Below are 18,895 nucleotides of genomic sequence, written 5' to 3' on the forward strand. Positions count from 1 at the left end.
TTCCGGCTGACTCTTCCGAGACTACGCGAGAGCGGTGACATCGGCGGGGCCCGTTTGGCACGAGGAGCGGCGTGGCCGTGTCGTAGGACCCTACGACACGGCCACGGAGCAGGAGCCCGGGGTGCTGCCCGGTCAGTGCGCTCCTACGCCGGTGAGGGACTTGACCTCCAGTTCGGCGTACTTGCCCTTGTCCGGCGTCTCCTTCGAGAGGAGGGAGCCGATCCAGCCGAGCAGGAAGCCCAGCGGGATGGAGATCAGGCCGGGGTTCTCCAGGGGGAACCAGGCGAAGTCGACGCCCTTGAACATCGACGTCTTCGGGTTGCCGGAGACGACCGGTGAGAACAGCACCAGGATCACCGAGCTCGCCAGACCGCCGTAGATCGACCACAGGGCGCCCTGGGTGGTGAACCGCTTCCAGAACAGGCTGTAGAGGATGGTCGGCAGGTTGGCGGAGGCCGCGACGGCGAACGCGAGCGCCACCAGCCCGGCGACGTTCATGTCGCGGGCGAAGGCGCCCAGGAGGATCGCGACCGCGCCGATGAGGACGGTGGCCCAGCGGGCGGCCCGCATCTCCTCCTTCTCGGTGGCCTTCCCCTTGCGGATGACGTTGGCGTAGATGTCGTGCGCGAAGGAGGACGAGGAGGCGAGGGTGAGCCCCGCGACGACGGCGAGAATGGTGGCGAAGGCGACCGCCGAGATCACCGCGAGCAGTACCGCGCCGCCGGTGGAGCCGACCCCGCCGAGGTATTCGGCGAGCTGCGGGGCTGCCGCGTTGCCGGCCGGGTTCTTCGCCTTGATCTCGTCGGGACCGATGAGGGCGGCGGCACCGAAGCCGAGGGCGATCGTCATCAGGTAGAAGGCGCCGATGATGCCGATGGCCCAGTTGACGGACTTACGGGCGGCCTTGGCGGTCGGCACCGTGTAGAAGCGGATCAGGATGTGCGGCAGGCCGGCGGTGCCGAGGACCAGGGCGATGCCGAGGGAGAGGAAGTCCAGCTTCGAGGTGCCGGTGGCACCGTACTTGAGGCCGGGCTCCAGGAACGCCGCTCCGTGGCCGCTCTTCTCGGCGGCCGTGCCCAGCAGGTCGGAGATGTTGAAGTCGAACTTCAGCAGCACCAGGAAGGTCATCAACAGGGCACCGGCGATGAGCAGTACGGCCTTGACCATCTGCACCCAGGTGGTGCCCTTCATGCCGCCGATGGTGACGTACACGATCATGAGTACGCCGACCAGCGCGACGATGAGGATCTTGCCCGCGTCGCTGGTGATGCCGAGGAGCAGCGAGACCAGGACGCCCGCGCCCGCCATCTGGGCCAGCAGGTAGAAGATCGAGACGACGATGGTGGAGACGCCGGAGGCGGTACGGACGGGGCGCTGGCGCATCCGGTAGGCGAGGACGTCGCCCATGGTGTAGCGGCCGGAGTTGCGCAGTGGTTCGGCGACCAGCAGCAGGGCGACGAGCCAGGCGACGAGGAAGCCGATCGAGTACAGGAAGCCGTCGTAGCCGAAGAGGGCGATGGCCCCTGCGATGCCGAGGAACGACGCGGCGGACATGTAGTCGCCGGAGACCGCGAGCCCGTTCTGGAAGGCGGTGAACTGGCGGCCTCCCGCGTAGAAGTCGGAGGCGCTGCGGGTCTGCCGTCCGGCCCAGACGGTGATGCCCAGGGTCGCGGCGACGAACACGGCGAAGAGCGTGATGATCAGCGGCCGGTGCTCGGTGGTCGAGGAGGCGGCCAGCTGGAGGACGGGGTGCGAGTGGTACGCGGCGCTCATGCGTCGGCCTCCATACGGGTCTTGATGGCCTCGGCCTTCGGGTCGAGCTTCGCGGCCGCGTGCCGGGAGTAGAACCAGGCGATGAGGAAGGTGGTGACGAACTGGGCGAGGCCGAACACGAAGGCCACGTTGATGTTGCCGTACACCTTGGTGCCCATGAAGCCGCCCGCGTAGTTGGACAGCAGCACGTAGAGCAGGTACCAGAGGACGAACGCGATGGTCAGCGGGAAGGCGAACGAACGGTACGAGCGGCGCAGTTCGCCGAACTCCGCGCTCTCCTGCACCGCGGTGAAGGCCTCGGTCGTGGGCTGGGGCCGGGCAGGGCGGGTGTCCGTACTGGCCTCGGGCGGCGGTGCATCGGTAGTCACGGAATCTCCTCGCGACGCGGGTGCGGTGGTGTGGGTGACGGTGGATCGCGCGGGGAGGGCTCGGTACCGGGTTGTCGGTGCACCTCCCCCGACAACGGCACGGAGAGCGCGGCAGAGCGGTTCACCGCCGCCGCGTACTTCTCCCGGGTGCCGTTTCGTGCCCGTCCGGCCCAATCCGGGGCTGCGAACTCATTGATCAGCGGGGATGATCAGCGATAACTTCACTGGTCATGTACGCGACCGGGCACGCCCGTGTCCGGTCGACCGGTACGGATGATGTGGAGACCCCATGGCTCATCTGGGATCCAGACGGACGCGCGCACTCACGTTGCCCGTCGGATTGGCCCTCACGGCCTCGCTCGGCTTCCTGCCGACGGGTGCCGCCTCTGCCGCACCCGTGGACGCGCAGCCCACGGCAGCGGTGTCGACGGACGGACCGAAGCTCTCCTACGTGGTCAACACGCGGGGCGGTCATGGGACCGTCAAGCAGGTGAAGAAGGCGATAGCCGAGGCCGGCGGCACGGTGGTGGTCGCCTACGAGCAGATCGGCGTCATCGTCGCCCACTCGCAGAACCCGGACTTCGCGAAGACGGTCCGCAGGGTCAAGGGTGTCGATTCGGCGGGGGCCACCCGCACCAACCCCATCGTTCCCCAGGCCACCACGGACACCGGGGTCGAGCAGCCGCTCACCGCCGCGCAGGCGAAGGCCGCGGCGACGGAGGCGACGGGCGACCAGGATCCGATGGAGCCCCTGCAGTGGGATCTGCCCGCCATCAAGGCGGACCAGGCGCACAAGAAGACGCTGGGCAGCCGCAAGGTCACGGTCGCGGTCATCGACACGGGTGTCGACGACACCCACCCCGACCTGGCGCCGAACTTCGACCGCGCGGCGTCGGCGAGCTGCGTATCCGGAGCGCCGGACACCACGGACGGCGCCTGGCGTTCGGCGCCCACCGAGAGCAACCACGGCACGCATGTCGCGGGCACCATCGCCGCCGCGAAGAACGGCGTCGGCGTCACCGGGGTCGCGCCGGGCGTCAAGGTCGCCGGCATCAAGGTGGCGAACCCGGACGGCTTCTTCTACACCGAGTCGATCGTCTGCGGCTTCGTCTGGGCCGCCGAGCACGGTGTCGATGTCACCAACAACAGCTATTACACCGACCCGTGGATGTTCAACTGCAAGAACGACCCGGACCAGAGCGCCCTGGCCGAGGCCGTCGCGCGCGCCACGCGGTACGCGGAGAGCAAGGGCACGGTCAACATCGCCTCGGCCGGCAACAGCAGCTTCGACCTGGCCTCCGACGCGATCGAGGACACCACCAGCCCGAACGACACCTCGGCCGTCACCCGGACGATCGACCCGAGCAAGTGCCTCGACATCCCGGCGCAGCTGCCGGGCGTCGTGACGGTCTCCGCGACCGGCGCCAAGGGCCTGAAGGCCTCGTACTCGAACTACGGGAACGGCGTCATCGACGTCGCGGCCCCGGGCGGCGACTCCACGGTCTACCAGACGCCCGCCCCGCCGGCCACCAGCGGCCTGATCCTGTCCACGCTGCCTGACGGCAAGTACGGCTACAAGGCCGGTACGTCGATGGCCTCCCCGCATGTCGCGGGTGTCGCGGCCCTGATCAAGTCGACGCACCCGCACGCCTCGGCGGCCGCGGTGAAGGCGCTGCTGCTCGCCGAGGCCGACGCCACGGCGTGCGGTGCCCCGTACGACATCGACAACGACGGCAAGATCGACGCCGTCTGCGAGGGCGGCAAGAACCGCAACGGCTTCTACGGTGCGGGTGTGGTGAACGCGCTGAACGCGGTCCGCTGGTAGCAAGAACGCGGCTCGCGGCGGGAGGGACTTCGAGGGGGCGGAGCCCCTCCCGCCTGGTGGCACTCAGTGCCATAGTGTGTGGATGACTCATGCACCGAAGTCCGGTACGGAGCAGGCCTGGGCGGCGCTCGGCGGTGATCCCGCGCTTCTCGCGCACATCACGACGGACGGCCCCGGCACGCTGCTCCCCGCCCGGCTGCCCGTCATGGAGCTGGCCCGTTCCGCCGTCGCGGTCTGCTCGCTGGCCGCCGCCGAGCTGGCCGCGCGCCGTACCGCGGGCCCGGTGCCCCGGGTCCGGGTCGACGAGGGCGCGGTGGCCACGGCGTTCACCAGCGAGCACCATCTGCGGATCGACGGGCGCGCGCCGGCCAACTTCGCCCCGCTGTCACGGTTCTGGCGCACCGCGGACGGCTGGGTCCGGACGCACGCCAACTACCCGCACCACCGGGCCCGGTTGCTCGCCACGCTGGGCCTGTCCCCGAGGACCCCGGACGACATCGCCGTGGACGCCGTCGCCGCCTCGTTCGCCGGGCGCCGGAGCGACGAGATCGAGCGGACGGTGTACGAGGCGGGCGGCCTGGCCGTGGCCGCCCGTACGCCCGGTCAGTGGGCGGCCGACCCGCGGGGCACCGCGGTCGCGGGCACGCCGCTGGTGGCCCGGGGACGCATCGACGACGCGCCGGTGCGCCGGATGGCGCCGCTCACCGGTGGACCGCTGCTGCCCGCCGCCGGGGTGCGGGTGCTCGACCTCACCCGGGTGATCGCCGGGCCGGTCGCCACCCGCACGCTCGCGCTGCTCGGCGCGGACGTGCTGAGGATCGACGCCCCCCAACTCCCGGAGAGCCCGGACGCGCACAGCGACACCGGTTTCGGGAAGCGGTCGGTGGACCTGGATCTTTCCGGCCGTTCGGGGGCGGCCGCGTTCGACCGGCTGCTGGCCGACGCGGACGTGGTCGTCATCGGCTACCGGCCCGGGGCGTTCGAGCGGTTCGGGCTGACCCCCGAGTCCCTGGCCGCGCGCAGGCCGGGGCTGGTGATCGCGCGGCTCTCGGCCTGGGGGCACGGTCCGTGGGCCGGGCGGCGCGGCTTCGACAGCCTGGTCCAGGTGGCCACCGGCATCGCGTCGGTCGAGGCCGGCGCCGGGCCCGGGGGCCCGCCCGGTGCGCTGCCCGCCCAGGCGCTCGACCACGGCACCGGCTATCTGCTGGCCGCCGCCGTGCTGCGGGCGCTGACCGAGCAGCACGACGAGGGCGGCTCCCGGGCGGCGACACTCTCGCTGGCCCGTACCGCCTCCTGGCTGCTCGACGAGCTGCCCGCCCGGCGGGAACCCGGCACCGGCACCGGAACCGGCGCCGAAGGCTCGTACGCCCCGGAGAAGTGGCTCACGGAGACGGACAGCCCGCTGGGCCAGCTGCGGCACGCGGTGCCACCGGTCGCCTTCGAGGGTTCGCCCGCCGACTGGTCGCGCCCGCCCGGCCCGCTGGGGGCGGACGCGGCCGCCTGGCTCACGGCTTGATGAGCACCTTCAGCGCGGTGCGCGCGTCCATCGCCTTGTATCCGGCCGGGACGTCGTCGAGGCCGACGGTCAGGTCGAAGACGGGCGAGGGGTCGATCGTGCCGGACAGGATGTCGGGCAGCAGTTCCGGGATGTAAGTGCGCACGGGGGCGACGCCGCCGCGCAGCGCGATGTTCCGGTCGAACATGACGCCGAGGTCCAGGCCGGTGCCGCTGCCGTGCGGCACGCCGACGTAGCCGATGGAGCCGCCGTCGCGGGTGATCCCGACGGCGGTGCGCATCGACTGCTCGGTGCCCACGGCCTCGATCACGGCGTGCGCGCCCTCGCCGCCGAGCAGGTCCCGTACGGTCTCGACGGCCGCCTCGCCGCGTTCGGCGACGACGTCCGTGGCACCGAAGGCGCGGGCGATGTCGGTGCGCGCCCGGTGGCGGCCGAGCGCGATGATCCGCTCGGCGCCGAGCCTCTTGGCGGCCATGACGCCGCACAGTCCGACCGCCCCGTCACCGACGACCGCGACCGTGGAACCGGGCCTCACGCCCGCGCCGACGGCGGCGTGGTGTCCGGTGCCGAGCACGTCGGACAGGGCCAGGAGCGCGGTGAGCAGGTGGTCGTCGGCGGCCGCGGCGGCGGGCAGCTTGATCAGCGTGCCGTCGGCGAACGGGACGCGCACGGCCTCGCCCTGCCCGCCGTCGGAACCGGCCGAGCCCCAGAAGCCGCCCTGCGGGCAGGAGGTCGTCAGCCCCTCGGCGCAGTAGGCACAGGTGCCGTCGGACCAGACGAACGGGGCGACGACGAGGTCACCGACGGCGAAGCCGGCCACCTCGGAACCCGCCTCCTCGACGATCCCGAGGAACTCGTGCCCGATGCGCTGACCGGGCTCGCGGGCGGATTCCCCGCGGTACGCCCACAGGTCGCTGCCGCAGATGCAGGCCCGCAGGACCCGCAGCACCACATCGGTGGGCTGCTGGACGGACGGGTCGGGAACCTCCTGCACGCGTATGTCGTGGGGGGCGTGGATGACGGTGGCGCGCATGCGTGGGGGTCCTTGCAGTTCTCAGATGCCGGTAATCCGTTCACGGTACGCCCCGGGGTCCACACCAGCCCATTTCGGTCCCGGTGCGAGGATTCCGACGGTCAGCAGGAACTGCGCCCCGATGTAGGTGAGCATCACCCAGAAGTCGGGCGCGGGCAGCTGCGGCCAGTCCGCGATGCCGGTGGCGATCAGCGCGTCGGAGAGCAGGAAGAGCGCCCCGCCGGTGGCCGCGTACCGGCCGAGGGTGCCCGCGCGGTACGCCATCGCCGTGAGCAGCAGGCTGTAGCCGGCCATCGGGATCCGCAGGTCCGCGGGCAGTCCGGGCCAGAGCAGGGCGACGAAGGTGGTCAGGACGACGGCGTAGACGAGCCCGGCAGGGACCGAGCCGCGGACCCGCCCGAAGTACCACAGGTAGCAGACGTGCCCCGCGGCGAAGGAGCCCATCCCGATGAGGAAGGCGGCGTCGGCGTCGCCCAGCAGGAACGTGTCGCCGCCCCAGCCGAACAGCAGCGCCGCGATGAGCAGCCGGGGCCCGCGCCGGGCGGCGGCGTACCCGGCCAGCAGCGGCATCAGCAGGGGCTTGGCGACGTGGTGGGCGGCCTGGACATCGGCGAGCAGGCCGACGAGGTCGACGGCCGAGGCCACAAGGAAGGCGGTGAACAGCGGGCGTACGAGACGTTCCCGCAGGTCCGGGGCGGTGCCGGCGCTCATCCGGTGTGCTCCGGGGCGGCCGTGCGGACGGCCCGGCGAGCGGCCGGCTGCCAGCCGGGCCCGCGGAAGATCCGCCCGGCCCGCTCGCTCCAGCTGTCCGCCGAGCGCACGTCTCGGGCGATGGCGGCGTACTCGTGGGTGGCGACACGCAGCGGGTTGAAGGTGTCGATGTTCTTGGTGAGCCCGAACACGGGCCGCTCGGTCTCGGCGGTGAAGGACCCGAAGAGCCGGTCCCACAGGATCAGGATGCCGCCGAAGTTCCGGTCCAGGTAGCCGCCCTGCGAGGCGTGGTGCACCCGGTGGTGGGAGGGCGTGTTCAGTACGTACTCGAAGGGCCGGGGGAGCTTGTCGATGCGCTCCGTGTGCACCCAGAACTGGTAGACGAGGTTCGCCGACGAGCAGAAGGCGAGCGCGGCCGGATGGACCCCGCACGCGATCATCGGCAGGTAGAACGGCCAGACGGTCAGCGAGGTCCAGGGCTGGCGCAGCGCGGTGGAGAGGTTGAACTTCCGGCTGGAGTGGTGGACCACGTGGCAGGCCCAGAGGATCCGGATGACGTGGTGACCGCGGTGGGACCAGTAGTAGAAGAAGTCCTGGGCGAGCAGCATCAGCAGGATGGTCCACCACAGGACGGGGACGCGGAGCGGGGTCAGTTCGTAGACCGCGGTGTAGATCGCGACGATGGGCACTTTCCACAGCAGGTCGAAGACCAGGCTGCCCAGCCCCATGGTGATGCTGGTGACGGCGTCCTTCGCCTCGTACCCGGCGGCGTCCTCGTCGGGGTGGAAGTGGTGGAGGGCCATTTCCAGAACGGTGAGCAGGACGAAGGCCGGTATGGACCAGAGCACTACATCGGGCAGGTTCGTCGGCATGCCTGCACCGTAGAGCCGCAGGTCGGCCCGGGACTAGACGTAGTTACCAACAAGTATGCGAGACGCGGTGTCAGCAGTCTTTGGTGACTTCTGCCAAACGCGGCGCGCACCACCCCTACCCCCCACCCCTACACCCCCACCGCCCCCAGCAACTCCCCCGCCCCGTAGGTGACCGCCATCGCCAGCGCTCCACCGGCCATGTTCCGCAGCACCGCCGGCCCCACCCTCGCCTCGCCCAGCCGGGCGCTCCACCAGCCGGTGAGGGCCAGCGCCGCAAGTACCGACAGGACGGTCACCAGGAGCCGCACCGACGAGGGCGGCAGCACGATCGCCAGCAACGGCAGCAGCGCGCCCACCGTGAAGGCCAGGAAGCTCGCGCCCGCGGCGTGCCACGGGTTCGTCAGCTCGTCCGGGTCGATGCCCAGCTCGACCTCCGCGTGGGCGCGCAGCGCATCGCGTTCGGTGAGCTGGAGGGCGGCCTCCCGGGCGACCTCCCGGCTCAGCCCCTTGCCCTCCAGCAGGCCGGTCAGCTCTTCGAGCTCCGCCTCCGGGGCCTCCTTCAGCTCCCGTTTCTCCGTCGCGAGGGCGGCCCGCTCCGAATCGCGCTGGGTGGAGACCGAGACGTACTCGCCCGCGGCCATCGACATGGAACCGGCCAGCAGCCCGGCCAGGCCCGCCGTGAGCAGGGCACCGCGGTCGTCGGTGGCGCCGGCCACCCCGACGACCAGGCCCGCGGTGGAGACCACGCCGTCATTGGCGCCGAGGACCGCGGCGCGCAGCCAGTTCAGCCGTGCGCCGAGGCCGTTTCCGTGCGGTTCGTCGTGCGTCCGGATTTCCGTCATCCGGGGATGGTCCCACTCCGCACGGTCACCAGACGCGGACCGACCCGCCCGGTGCGAAGGCGGGGCTGGTCGCGTCGGGCGGGACCTCCTTCAGCGGCTCGGCGATCTCCTCGACCGTCGGGCCGACCTCCGCGGCGATACGGTCGAGCGCCGGCAGGTCGAAGCCGTAGACGCGGGCCGCGTTGCCACCGGTCATCGCCGCGATCTCCTCGGGCGCCACGCCCGCGTACGCGATCCGCAGGCCCTCGCGTGAGTACGGGGCGGTGCCCTCGTCGTGCGGGTAGTCGCTGCCCCACATGATCTTGTCGAGGCCGATCCGGTCGCGCAGCGGCACCTCGTGGGGGCGCATGAAGCTGGCGCCCACGTAGCAGTTGTCGCGCCAGACCTCGCTGGGGCTCGCGCCCATCGAGGCGGCGAGCCCCGCGCCGAACCTGGATTCGGCGGTGGCTGCCCGGTTCGCCGCCGCGACCAGGCGGCCGTGGTAGTAGTCGAGCATCTCGACGACGCCCGGGATCCAGCCGGAGCCCTGTTCGGTGAGGACCAGTTTCAGTCCGGGGTGGCGGCGGAACGCCCCGCCGAACACCAGGTGCCACAGCGCCCGGTGGGAGAACCAGGTCGTCTCCACCATGAAGACGGCACGGGCCGCCGGTTCGTCGCCGAGCGGCGGGGAGGCCGAGCCGCCGTGGTGGTTCACGGGCACGTCCAGCTCCTCGCAGACCGCCCACAGCGGGTCGTACGCCCGCGAGTACAGCTCGGGAACACCGGAGCCGGGCGGTGCGCCGGGCAGCAGGACGCCGCCGGTGAGACCCGCGGCCCTGGTGCGGCGGACCTCGCGGACCGCTTCCGCCGGGTCGTTGAGGAGGATCTGCGCGACGCCCGCGCGCCGGCCCGGTGCCTGCGCGCAGAAGTCGGCGAGCCAGCGGTTGTGGGCGCGCAGGCCCGCCCAGCGCTGTTCGTACTCCGTCCGCGACGGGGCGGGGGCCATCAGGGAGGCGGAGGGGAAGAAGGGCGGGATGGTGTTGGGGAAGACGACCTCCGCGACGATGCCGTCCGCCTCCAGTTCGGCGAGGCGGCGCTCCGAGTTCCAGTTGCGGTCGGCGGTGTCGGCGACCAGGTCCTCGTACGGGTTGACGTAGGCCGCCGCCCAGGCGTCGAAGTCCTCGTGGTGCTTCGACTCCAGGTAGGGCCTGTAGTCCAGGAGGTCGGCGCCGGCATGGCAGTCGGCGGAGATGACGGTGTAGCGCTCGCAGGGCATCAGCCGACCCCCAGGACCGGGAAGTCGTGGCCGGTCAGCCAGTGCCGGCCCGCTTCGCGCGACCTGGCCCAGGACGCCTCGACCGCCGCCTGGTCGGCACTCTGGCCGAGGTCCTCGGGGGTGGGGCCGATGCGCTCGGCGACCGGGGCGAGCTTCGCCGTGTCGAAGCCGAAGACCTCGGCCGCGGCGAGGCCCAGCATGCGGCGGGTCTCGGCGACGGGGATGTCGTGGAAGGTGTCGCGCAGCCACTGGGCGGTGTTCGGCCAGGTGCCTTCGGGGTGCGGGAAGTCGCTGCCCCACAGGATGTTGTCGACGCCGATCTCGTACCGCTGGGCGAGTTCGCGGCGTTTGGTGTTGGTGGCGCAGATGAAGACCTGACGGTCGAGGTACTCGTGCGGGGGCCGCCTCAGTTCGGCGAACGGGGAGAGCTTCTTGCCGCCGTGGGCGCCGAGGTAGAGCCGGTCCATGAACCAGAGGAGGTTCGGCAGCCACCAGCAGCCGGACTCGGCGACACCGAACCTCAGTCCGGGATGGCGTTCGAAGGCGCCCGACCAGAGCAGGAACCAGAGCGGGCGGGAGGGCCACCAGGTGACCTCGGAGACGTAGATCCCGAGGTGGTCGCCGTACTCGTGGCGCGGGGCCGCCCCGGAGTGCGTGACCACCGGCATCGCCGTCTCGGCGGCGGCCGCCCACACGGGGTCGTAACGGCGGTCGTGGTACGGGGCCTTGTCCACCCACATGGAGGGGATCATGAGCGCGCCGAGTCCGGACTCCTTGGCCCGGTGGATCTCCGCGACGACCCGGTCGACCTCCCCGGTGACGGGCAACAGGGCGACCCCGCAGTGGCGTTCGGGGTTCTGCGAGACGAAGTCGGCGAGCCAGCGGTTGTGTGCCTGCGCGCCCGCCATGCCGAGTTCGGGGTCCTGATCGCCGGAGAGCCCGAGGCCCACGCCGAACGGGGCGGCGGTCCGGCTGTCGACGGCGTCCGCGTCCGGGAAGACGACCTCGGCCGCCACCCCGTCGCCGTCCAGTTCCTTCAGGCGCCGGGCGGCGTCCCAACCCCCTTTCAGGCCTTCCTCGTTGTCGTGGAACCACTTGTCGGCGAAGGCCTCGTTGCGTACGCCGAGTCGGGTCATCTCCTCGCGGCGGCGGTCGCGCCCGGCGAGGAAGTCGTCGAAGTCCCGGTGGAAGCGGGAATCGAGGTAGGGCCGGTACTCCTCCGTGGGCAGCCCGGCGTGGCAGTCGGAGGAGATGATCAGGTACGGGTCGTCGGTCATCGCTCGCTCCTCAGTCGAGTATGAAACTCTCCAGGTACGACGGGTCGGCCCGCTCCAGCATCGACTGCGACCTGGCGCGGATCTGCCGGTCGCTGTGCTCGCTCTCGGGCAGCATCCAGAAGCGGTCGGCGCGTATCCCGTCCACGACCGTCCCCGCGACCTCCTCCACCGGGGTGAACTCCACCTCGTGGCCGGCTGCCCGCATGGCGGACTCCCACTGGTCGAGGCTGCGGTACGGGGTCCTGCGCGGGCGCTCCTTGGCGTACCGTTCGGGCCGGTTGCGGTGCGACTCCCACAGTCCGGTACGCAGCATGTGCGGGCCGGGGAAGAGCACCGAGGCACCGACCGGCGCGCCCTCGGCCTTCAGGTGCGCGTACAGCGACTCGGTCATCGTGACGACCGCGGACTTGGTGACCGCGTACACGGAGGCGGTCGGCAGCGGGGCGATCCCGCCGTCCCCGGACGAGGTGTTGACGACGTGGCCGGGGCCGCCGCCCGCGATCATGCGGGGCACGAACGCCTGGATGCCGTGGAAGACACCCCAGACGTTCACCGCGAACGCCCACTTCCAGTCGTTCGGCTCGTGCTCCCACATCCGCCCCTCGGCCCCGGAACCGACACCGGCGTTGTTGCACAGCACATGCACGGCGCCGAAGGCGTCGTACGCGGCCTCGGCCAGGGCCTGCACGGAATCGCGTTCGCCGACGTCGACGACCCTGGGCAGCACCCGCGCACCGTCCTGGCGCAATTCGCGTGCCGCCTCGTCGAGCGCGTCCTCCTCCACATCGGCGAGGACGACCTTCAGCCCCTCGGCGGCGAACCTGCGTGCCATCGCCAGGCCGATGCCGCTCGCGGCGCCGGTGACGACGGCGACCTGGCCCTCCTCCAGTCTCATCGGACGCTCCCTTCCGGCGGGCCGTCGTGGATCTGCTGCGGGTCGTCGTAACGCTGGTGGATGTAGGGCAGCAGGTCCTTCGCGCTCACCCGTTCCACGGCCCTGCCCCGCTGGTCGCTGGTCTTCTCGCCGATGGTGAGTTCGACCAGCCGCCGTACGGGAAGGTCGGCGACCGGGTCGTACACCGAATCGCGCAGCACCACGTCGCCCGAGATGCGCTCCAGTCTGCGGACCTTCTCGTGGCGGGTGCAGTGGATCAGGACGGGGTCGGAGTCGAAGCCCTCGCCGTCCACCGCGGGCAGGAACTTGAAGTAGAAGTCGAGCTTGTCCGTCGGGCGGGGCAGCGGCAGCGGTCCGCCGACCGAGCCGCGCACCTCGACGAACGCGATGCCGTGCCGGACGAGCGCGGCCCGGACGACGGGGCCGTCGCGTTCGACGGTCACCTCGCCGAGCTTCTTCGGTTCGCCGAACACCTCACGGCCGCCGGTCAGCGCCCGTTCATGGGTCATCGGCATGACGAGCGGATACCAGCCCTCGTGGCCGTCGTGGACGGCGGCGACGGCGACGGAGCCCGCGCCGAGCGGATAGCCGGAGAGTTCGACCGTACTGATGCCGGCCCGGACGAGCGGGCGCCGTGCGGGTTCGAGCGGCGGCGGGAGGACGGCCGCCACCGCGTCGGGGTCGCTCTCCCAGAGGGCCACCACACCGGTGGACCAGATGTCGGGGAGTGCGGAGCGGGCCTCGCGGGCCGCCGCGATCTCCCCCTCGGTCCGCGCGCCGTACCGTACGCGTGCCATGGCGTACCACCCTTCTCGGTCGTCCGTGGATCGGTTCTCCGTGTCTCGGTTCTCCGTGCCGGGTTCTGTAACACAGTTACACCGAGGTCGATGAAGGGTAAATAGGCATGCACGTAACGGAGTTCGAGAATCGAGGAGCGCTGTGGCGCGATCGTCGCTGACTCGCGAAGGGGTCCTGGACACAGCCGCGGCCCTGGTGAAGCGGCACGGTCCGCAGGCCCTCACCATGCGTGCCCTGGCCGCGGAACTGGGCACCGCGGTGACGTCGATCTACTGGCACGTCGGCAACCGTGAATCGCTGCTGGACGCCCTCGTCGAGCGCACCGTGCGGGAGATGGGGACCCTCCGGCCGGCCGGACGGACGCCGGCGGCCCGCATCGTCTCGGTCGCCCGCGGCCTGCGCCGCGAGCTTCGGGCCAGGCCGCATCTGATCGCGATGGTCCACGAACGAGGGCTCACCGAGCGGATGTTCCTGCCCGCGCAACAGGCCCTCGTCCACGAGGTGCACGCCGCGGGGCTGCGCGGGGCACGGGCGGCGGCAGCGGTACGGGCGGTGCAGTTCCAGACCGTCGGCTTCCTGCTCGTCGAACGCAACCGGGAACGGTCCCCCGTCCAGTCACCCGGCGAGGGCGATCTGTGGACCGCGTCCGCCGCGGACGACGATCCGGCGCTGGCCCGCGCGCTGAGCCGGCCCGCCGACCCGGACCGGCTGTTCGAGGATTCCGTACGGGCCCTGGTGGATGGACTGCTGGCAGGCCTCCCGCGACCAGGGGCGCGCGGCGCAACCGGTGCGCAGGAGCGGGGGGCGGCCGAATAGGAGACTGTCAGTCGCGGCCCGTATTCTCTGTGACCATGCTCGACGACCGCCAGACCGCAGCACCGTGGCCGACCGCCTACCCGCAGGGGTACGCGGTCGTCGACGTGGAGACCACCGGACTCGCACGGGACGACCGGATAGTGTCCGCCGCCGTCTACCGCCTGGACGCCCAGGGCAACGTCGAGGACCACTGGTACACCCTGGTCAACCCCGAGCGCGATCCCGGCCCGGTCTGGATCCACGGGCTGACCAGTGACGTCCTCGAAGGCGCCCCGCTCTTCCCGGAGGTCGCCGCCCAGCTCTCCGAGCGGCTCGCGGACCGCGTCCTCGTCGCGCACAACGCGGCCTTCGACTGGTCGATGCTGGCCCGGGAGTACGCACGGGCCTCGGTCGTCGCCCCCGTGGAGCAGCGGCTGTGCACCATCGCGCTCTCCAAGGAGCTGCGGCTGCCGCTGCCCAACCACAAGCTGGAGTCGCTGGCCGCGCACTTCGGCGTCGTGCAGCAGCGCGCCCACCACGCCCTGGACGACGCCCGGGTGCTGGCCGAGGCGTTCCGGCCGAGCCTGCACGCGGCGGCGCGGAGCGGGGTGCGGCTGCCGCTGCTGGAGTGCCGGCCGCTGACCGAGTGGTCGGACTCCCCGGTCGCACCGCGGATCGGCTACCAGCCCTCGTACGGCCAGAACAGCTGGCGCCCCTCGCGCAAGCGCCCGGCGTGTCCGTATCCGAACCCCGGGCGGTACGAGAAGGACAAACCCCTCATGCAGGGCATGCGAGTGGCGTTCTCCGGGGACACCTCCATCGACCGGGAGCTGTTGGAGGACCGGGCCGTGGAGGCCGGGCTGCATGTGGCGACCAGCGTGTCCCGGCTGACCAGTCTGCTGGTCACCAATGACCCGGACTCGGCGACGTCGAAGACGGTCAAGGCCAAGTCGTTCGGCACACCGATCCTGGACGAGAGCGCCTTCACCCATCTGCTGCGCGATGTTGCGCCCGCACCGGCCCGGGTTCCCGCGCCGTCATCGGAGTGAACCGGCGACGACTCGCCCCTCCGCCGCTCGCCCGCCGCCGCCTCGCGTCCCACCCTGTGGCGCATGGCACGTTGCGAGGTTTGCGGAAACGACTACGGGATGTCCTTCGAGGTGCACGCGCAGGGCGCGGTGCACGTCTTCGACTGCTTCTCCTGCGCCATTCACCGCATGGCGCCCATCTGTGAGCACTGCCGGGTCCAGATCATCGGCCAGGGCGTCGAGGTCGACGGTCACTGGTTCTGCGGCGGTCACTGCGCCCGCGCCGAGGGGAAGGTGGGCATCATCGACAAAGTCTGAGCAGCGGCCGCCGCGCCCCCCTTCCCCACCCCTGCGCGATGCACCCCACGACACCGGTTGTACCGTCGTGGGGTGTACCGCTTCCTGTTGACCCGGCAGTGGCTGATCCTCGCCCTCCTCGCCCTCGTCCTGATTCCCACGATGGTCGAGCTGGGCTTCTGGCAGCTGCACCGCCATGAGCACAAGGTCGCGCAGAACTCCCTGATCTCCCGCAATCTCAAGGCGAAGCCGGTTCCGGTCGCCTCGCTCACCGCTCCGGGGCACACGGTCCCGCGCTCCGACTACTGGCGGACGGTGACGGCCACGGGCACGTACGACACCGCGCACCAGGTGGTCGTACGCCGCAGGACCTCCACCGACGGCCGGATCGGTGTCCATGTGCTGATCCCGCTCGACCTCAAGGGCGGCGGCACGGTCCTGGTCAACCGCGGCTGGGTGCCCTCCGCCGACAGCCAGCGCGCCTTTCCCGAGGTGCCGGCCGCGCCCCGCGGCGAAGTGACCGTCACCGGACGACTCAAGGCCGACGAGACGACGAGCGCCAGCGGCATCAAGGACATCTCGGACCTGCCGGACCGCCAGGTGATGCTGATCAACAGCGCCCAGGAGGCCCAGCGGCTCTCCCGGCCGGTGCTCGGCGGTTACATCGAGCAGACGGCGCCGGAGCCCGTCGGCGGCTCCCCGGAACCGATCGAGGCCCCGGACGACAGCTCGATCGGCCCGCACATGGCGTACGCCGTGCAGTGGTGGCTCTTCGCCGCCGGTGTCCCGGTCGGGTACGTGGTGCTGGCACGCAGGGAGAAGCGCGACCGGGTGGAGGCCGCGGCCAAGGAGGCCGCCGGGGAGCAGCGGCCCGCCGAGCCGGAGAAGCCCGAGAAGCCGGAGACGCCGGAACCCGCCACGGCCTGAGCCGTGTCCGCCGGATGCGGGCAGGTCGTCCCGGCCGGGTGACTCCTGCCGTCCGGGATTGCTTAACGGGGCCCAGGTTCGGGAACACGCCAGAACGTGACCCCACGCATCGAGGACTACGCCCTCATCGGCGATCTCCAGACGGCCGCCCTGGTCGGCAGAAACGGTTCTGTCGACTGGCTCTGCCTGCCCCGCTTCGACTCGGGCGCCTGCTTCGCCGCCCTGCTCGGCGACGAGGACAATGGACACTGGCGGATCGCCCCGAAGGGCGCGGAGACCTGCACCCGGCGCGGCTACGTGGGTGAGTCCCTCGTCCTGGAGACGTACTGGGAGACCCGCACCGGCACGGTCAAGGTCATCGACTTCATGCCGCAGCGCGACCGGGAACCCGACGTCATGCGGATCGTCGAGGGCGCCAGCGGCACCGTCGAGATGAGCTCCGTGATCCGGCTGCGCTTCGACTTCGGCTCGGTCGTGCCGTGGGTGCGCCGCTCGCAGGGGCACCGGGTGGCGGTCGCGGGGCCGGACTCGGCCTGGCTGCGCAGCGAGCCGCCGGTCAAGACCTGGGGCCAGCAGTTCTCCACCTGCTCGTCGTTCACCGTCTCGGCGGGCGAGAAGGTGGCGTTCGTCCTGACCTGGCACCCCTCTCACTCGCCCCGTCCCGATCTGGTCGACCCGCACGAGGCGCTGGAGAACACCCTGTCCGACTGGGCCGAATGGTCCTCGCGGTGCAGGTACCGGGGCCCCTACCGGGATGCGGTGATCCGCTCGCTGATCACGCTGAAGGCGCTGACCTTCGCCCCGACCGGCGGCATCGTGGCGGCGCCCACCACCTCGCTGCCGGAGGAGATCGGGGGCGTACGGAACTGGGACTACCGCTTCTGCTGGCTGCGGGACTCCACGCTGGCCCTCGGCGCCCTCATCTCGGCCGGCTACCTGGAGGAGGCCGCCGCCTGGCGGGACTGGCTGCTGCGGGCGGTCGCCGGGGACCCGGCCGACCTCCAGATCATGTACGGCCTCGCGGGCGAGCGCAGACTGCCCGAGGCGGAGCTGCCGTGGCTGCGCGGATACGAGAACTCCGCCCCGGTCCGGATCGGCAACGCCGCGGTCCGCCAGCGGCAGCTCGATGTGTACGGGGAGGTCATCGACTCGTTGCGGCTGGCGCGCGAGGCGGGTCTGGACGACAAGCCGCACGCCTGGAGTCTGCAGCTCAGCCTGCTCGGCTTCCTGGAGTCCACCTGGCGCGAGCCGGACGAGGGGCTGTGGGAGATCCGTGGCCAGCGCCGCCACTTCGTGCACTCCAAGGTGATGGCCTGGGTCGCCGCCGACCGCGCCGTACGCACCCTGGAGAGCAACCCGTCGCTGGCCGGCGACCCCGACCGGTGGCGGGCGATGCGGGACGCCGTGCACCGGGAGGTGTGCGAGAAGGGGTACGACCCGGAGCGGAACACCTTCACGCAGTCCTACGGCTCGCGGAACCTGGACGCCGCGACGCTGCTGATCGCCCGCACCGGCTTCCTGCCCCTGGACGACCCCCGGCTGATCGGGACGATCGACGCGGTCCGGGAGGAGCTGGGCCGCGACTGCCTGATCCGCCGCTACAGCACGGACGGCGCCTCGATCGACGGACTGCCCGGCAGCGAGGGGGCCTTCGTGGCCTGCTCGTTCTGGCTGGCCGACGCCCTGGTCCTGACCGGGCGCGCCGACGAGGCCAGGGAACTCTTCGAACGGCTCCTGGCGCTCCGCAACGACGTGGGGCTGCTGGCCGAGGAGTACGACACCACCGGCCGCCGCCAAGTGGGCAACTTCCCGCAGGCGTTCAGTCACATCGGCCTCGTGGGGACCGCCATGGCACTGTCCGGGGAGGACACGATGGATCCCGACGCGGCAGGATAGGGGCCATGGATCTTGGACTGAAGGACCGTGTGTACATCGTCACCGGAGCGACCCGGGGGCTGGGCAACGCCACGGCGCGGGTGCTCGCCGACGACGGCGCGAGGGTGATCATCACCGGCCGGGACGAGAAGCGCGCCGAGGCCGCCGCCGCCGAACTGGGAGCGGCCGCGGCCGGCCTCGCCGCCGACAACGCCGACCCCGCGTCCGCACAGCGTCTGGTGGACACGGCGCACGAGCGGTTCGGGCGGCTCGACGGCATTCTCATCAGCGTCGGCGGACCGGCCCCCGGCTTCCTGGACGACAACACCGACGAGCAGTGGCAGTCTGCCTTCGAGTCGGTGTTCCTGGGCGCGGTACGTCTGGCCAGGGCCGCGGCGAACGTGCTCGGCGAGGGCGGGGTGATCGGCTTCGTGCTCTCCGGCTCCGTGTACGAGCCGATCCCCGGTCTGACCATCTCCAACGGGCTCCGTCCCGGCCTGGCCGGTTTCGCCAAGTCGCTGGCCGACGAGCTCGGTCCGCGCGGGATCCGGGTGGTGGGCGTGCTGCCGGCCCGGATCGACACGGACCGGGTGCGTGAGCTGGACGCCCTCTCGGGCGACGCGGAGGCCGCCCGGACGGCGAACGAGGCGCGGATCCCCCTGCGGCGCTACGGCACCCCGGAGGAGTTCGGCCGGACCGCGGCGTTCCTGCTCTCGCCCGCGGCCTCGTATCTGACGGGCATCATGGTGCCGGTCGACGGCGGCTCCCGGCAGGGCTTCTGAACCGGAGCCCGTGCCCCGGTCCCGTC

Annotated in this window: 18 protein-coding genes; 8 read left to right on the forward strand and 10 right to left on the reverse strand. The window is 71.6% G+C overall.

The genetic code is table 11. The features are described 5' to 3' along the window. Positions 1 to 132 precede the first annotated feature (132 nt). Both ACWCPY_RS06560 and ACWCPY_RS06565 read right to left on the reverse strand, forming a co-directional pair. Positions 133 to 1,773, reverse strand: a complete 1,641-nt coding sequence (locus ACWCPY_RS06560) for a solute symporter family protein (RefSeq protein WP_451263226.1) — start codon at positions 1,771 to 1,773, stop codon at positions 133 to 135. After that, positions 1,770 to 2,141: a DUF485 domain-containing protein gene (locus tag ACWCPY_RS06565; protein WP_451263227.1), complete on the reverse strand. Its 372-nt coding sequence runs from the start codon at positions 2,139 to 2,141 to the stop codon at positions 1,770 to 1,772. Before ACWCPY_RS06565 ends, ACWCPY_RS06560 begins: the two co-directional genes overlap by 4 nt. A gap of 289 nt (positions 2,142 to 2,430) precedes the next feature. Between ACWCPY_RS06565 and ACWCPY_RS06570 the strand changes: the two genes are divergently transcribed. Together ACWCPY_RS06570 and ACWCPY_RS06575 are read left to right on the forward strand one after the other, a co-directional pair. After that, on the forward strand, positions 2,431 to 3,966 hold the full coding sequence (locus ACWCPY_RS06570) for a S8 family peptidase (RefSeq protein ID WP_451263228.1): 1,536 nt from the start codon (positions 2,431 to 2,433) through the stop codon (positions 3,964 to 3,966). Between the two features lie 82 nt (positions 3,967 to 4,048). After that, positions 4,049 to 5,482 carry a CoA transferase gene (locus tag ACWCPY_RS06575; protein WP_451263229.1) on the forward strand — a complete coding sequence of 478 codons (1,434 nt, stop codon included), beginning with the start codon at positions 4,049 to 4,051 and terminating at the stop codon, positions 5,480 to 5,482. On the opposite strand, the gene ACWCPY_RS06580 is transcribed toward ACWCPY_RS06575, so the two are convergent. The 8 genes from ACWCPY_RS06580 to ACWCPY_RS06615 all read right to left on the reverse strand — a co-directional run bounded on the left by ACWCPY_RS06580 (position 5,472) and on the right by ACWCPY_RS06615 (position 13,164). Next, positions 5,472 to 6,515: a zinc-dependent alcohol dehydrogenase family protein gene (locus ACWCPY_RS06580; RefSeq protein ID WP_451263230.1), complete on the reverse strand. Its 1,044-nt coding sequence runs from the start codon at positions 6,513 to 6,515 to the stop codon at positions 5,472 to 5,474. The two genes, ACWCPY_RS06575 and ACWCPY_RS06580, sit on opposite strands and share 11 nt — an antisense overlap. A 21-nt stretch (positions 6,516 to 6,536) precedes the next feature. Next, the gene (locus ACWCPY_RS06585; RefSeq protein WP_451263231.1) at positions 6,537 to 7,226 is read right to left on the reverse strand and encodes a lysoplasmalogenase; all 690 of its coding nucleotides are present in this window, start codon (positions 7,224 to 7,226) and stop codon (positions 6,537 to 6,539) included. After that, on the reverse strand, positions 7,223 to 8,098 hold the full coding sequence (locus tag ACWCPY_RS06590) for a sterol desaturase family protein (protein WP_451263233.1): 876 nt from the start codon (positions 8,096 to 8,098) through the stop codon (positions 7,223 to 7,225). Before ACWCPY_RS06590 ends, ACWCPY_RS06585 begins: the two co-directional genes overlap by 4 nt. 128 nt (positions 8,099 to 8,226) lie before the next feature. Continuing rightward, a complete protein-coding gene (locus tag ACWCPY_RS06595) occupies positions 8,227 to 8,940 on the reverse strand; it encodes a VIT1/CCC1 transporter family protein (protein WP_451263234.1) in 714 nt (237 codons plus the stop codon). Between the two features lie 25 nt (positions 8,941 to 8,965). Continuing rightward, entirely contained in the window at positions 8,966 to 10,195 is a 1,230-nt protein-coding gene (locus tag ACWCPY_RS06600; RefSeq protein WP_451263235.1) for an amidohydrolase family protein, read from the reverse strand. Beyond that, complete coding sequence (locus ACWCPY_RS06605; protein WP_451263236.1) at positions 10,195 to 11,472, reverse strand: amidohydrolase family protein; 1,278 nt, start codon at positions 11,470 to 11,472, stop codon at positions 10,195 to 10,197. The genes ACWCPY_RS06600 and ACWCPY_RS06605 overlap by 1 nt, the downstream gene beginning before the upstream one ends. 10 nt (positions 11,473 to 11,482) lie before the next feature. Beyond that, on the reverse strand, positions 11,483 to 12,367 hold the full coding sequence (locus ACWCPY_RS06610) for an SDR family NAD(P)-dependent oxidoreductase (RefSeq protein ID WP_451263237.1): 885 nt from the start codon (positions 12,365 to 12,367) through the stop codon (positions 11,483 to 11,485). Continuing rightward, positions 12,364 to 13,164, reverse strand: coding sequence for an acetoacetate decarboxylase family protein (locus ACWCPY_RS06615; RefSeq protein ID WP_451263238.1), 801 nt, complete (start codon positions 13,162 to 13,164; stop codon positions 12,364 to 12,366). Before ACWCPY_RS06615 ends, ACWCPY_RS06610 begins: the two co-directional genes overlap by 4 nt. Positions 13,165 to 13,306: 142 nt before the next feature. Between ACWCPY_RS06615 and ACWCPY_RS06620 the strand changes: the two genes are divergently transcribed. From ACWCPY_RS06620 to ACWCPY_RS06645, 6 genes are all read left to right on the forward strand, one after another. Continuing rightward, entirely contained in the window at positions 13,307 to 13,981 is a 675-nt protein-coding gene (locus ACWCPY_RS06620; protein WP_451263239.1) for a TetR/AcrR family transcriptional regulator, read from the forward strand. 29 nt (positions 13,982 to 14,010) lie between these two features. After that, complete coding sequence (locus ACWCPY_RS06625; RefSeq protein WP_451263240.1) at positions 14,011 to 15,009, forward strand: DEDDh family exonuclease; 999 nt, start codon at positions 14,011 to 14,013, stop codon at positions 15,007 to 15,009. 63 nt (positions 15,010 to 15,072) lie between these two features. Beyond that, positions 15,073 to 15,306, forward strand: a complete 234-nt coding sequence (locus ACWCPY_RS06630; RefSeq protein ID WP_072482991.1) for a hypothetical protein — start codon at positions 15,073 to 15,075, stop codon at positions 15,304 to 15,306. A gap of 72 nt (positions 15,307 to 15,378) precedes the next feature. Continuing rightward, positions 15,379 to 16,212 carry an SURF1 family cytochrome oxidase biogenesis protein gene (locus ACWCPY_RS06635; protein WP_451263241.1) on the forward strand — a complete coding sequence of 278 codons (834 nt, stop codon included), beginning with the start codon at positions 15,379 to 15,381 and terminating at the stop codon, positions 16,210 to 16,212. Between the two features lie 96 nt (positions 16,213 to 16,308). Next, the gene (locus ACWCPY_RS06640) at positions 16,309 to 18,108 is read left to right on the forward strand and encodes a glycoside hydrolase family 15 protein (RefSeq protein WP_451263242.1); all 1,800 of its coding nucleotides are present in this window, start codon (positions 16,309 to 16,311) and stop codon (positions 18,106 to 18,108) included. Positions 18,109 to 18,113: 5 nt separating this feature from the next. Beyond that, positions 18,114 to 18,869 (forward strand): SDR family oxidoreductase, encoded by a 756-nt coding sequence (locus ACWCPY_RS06645; RefSeq protein WP_451263243.1) that lies wholly within the window; start codon positions 18,114 to 18,116, stop codon positions 18,867 to 18,869. The last annotated feature ends 26 nt before the right edge of the window (positions 18,870 to 18,895 follow it).

This window comes from Streptomyces sp. NPDC002403 (genome assembly GCF_053593015.1).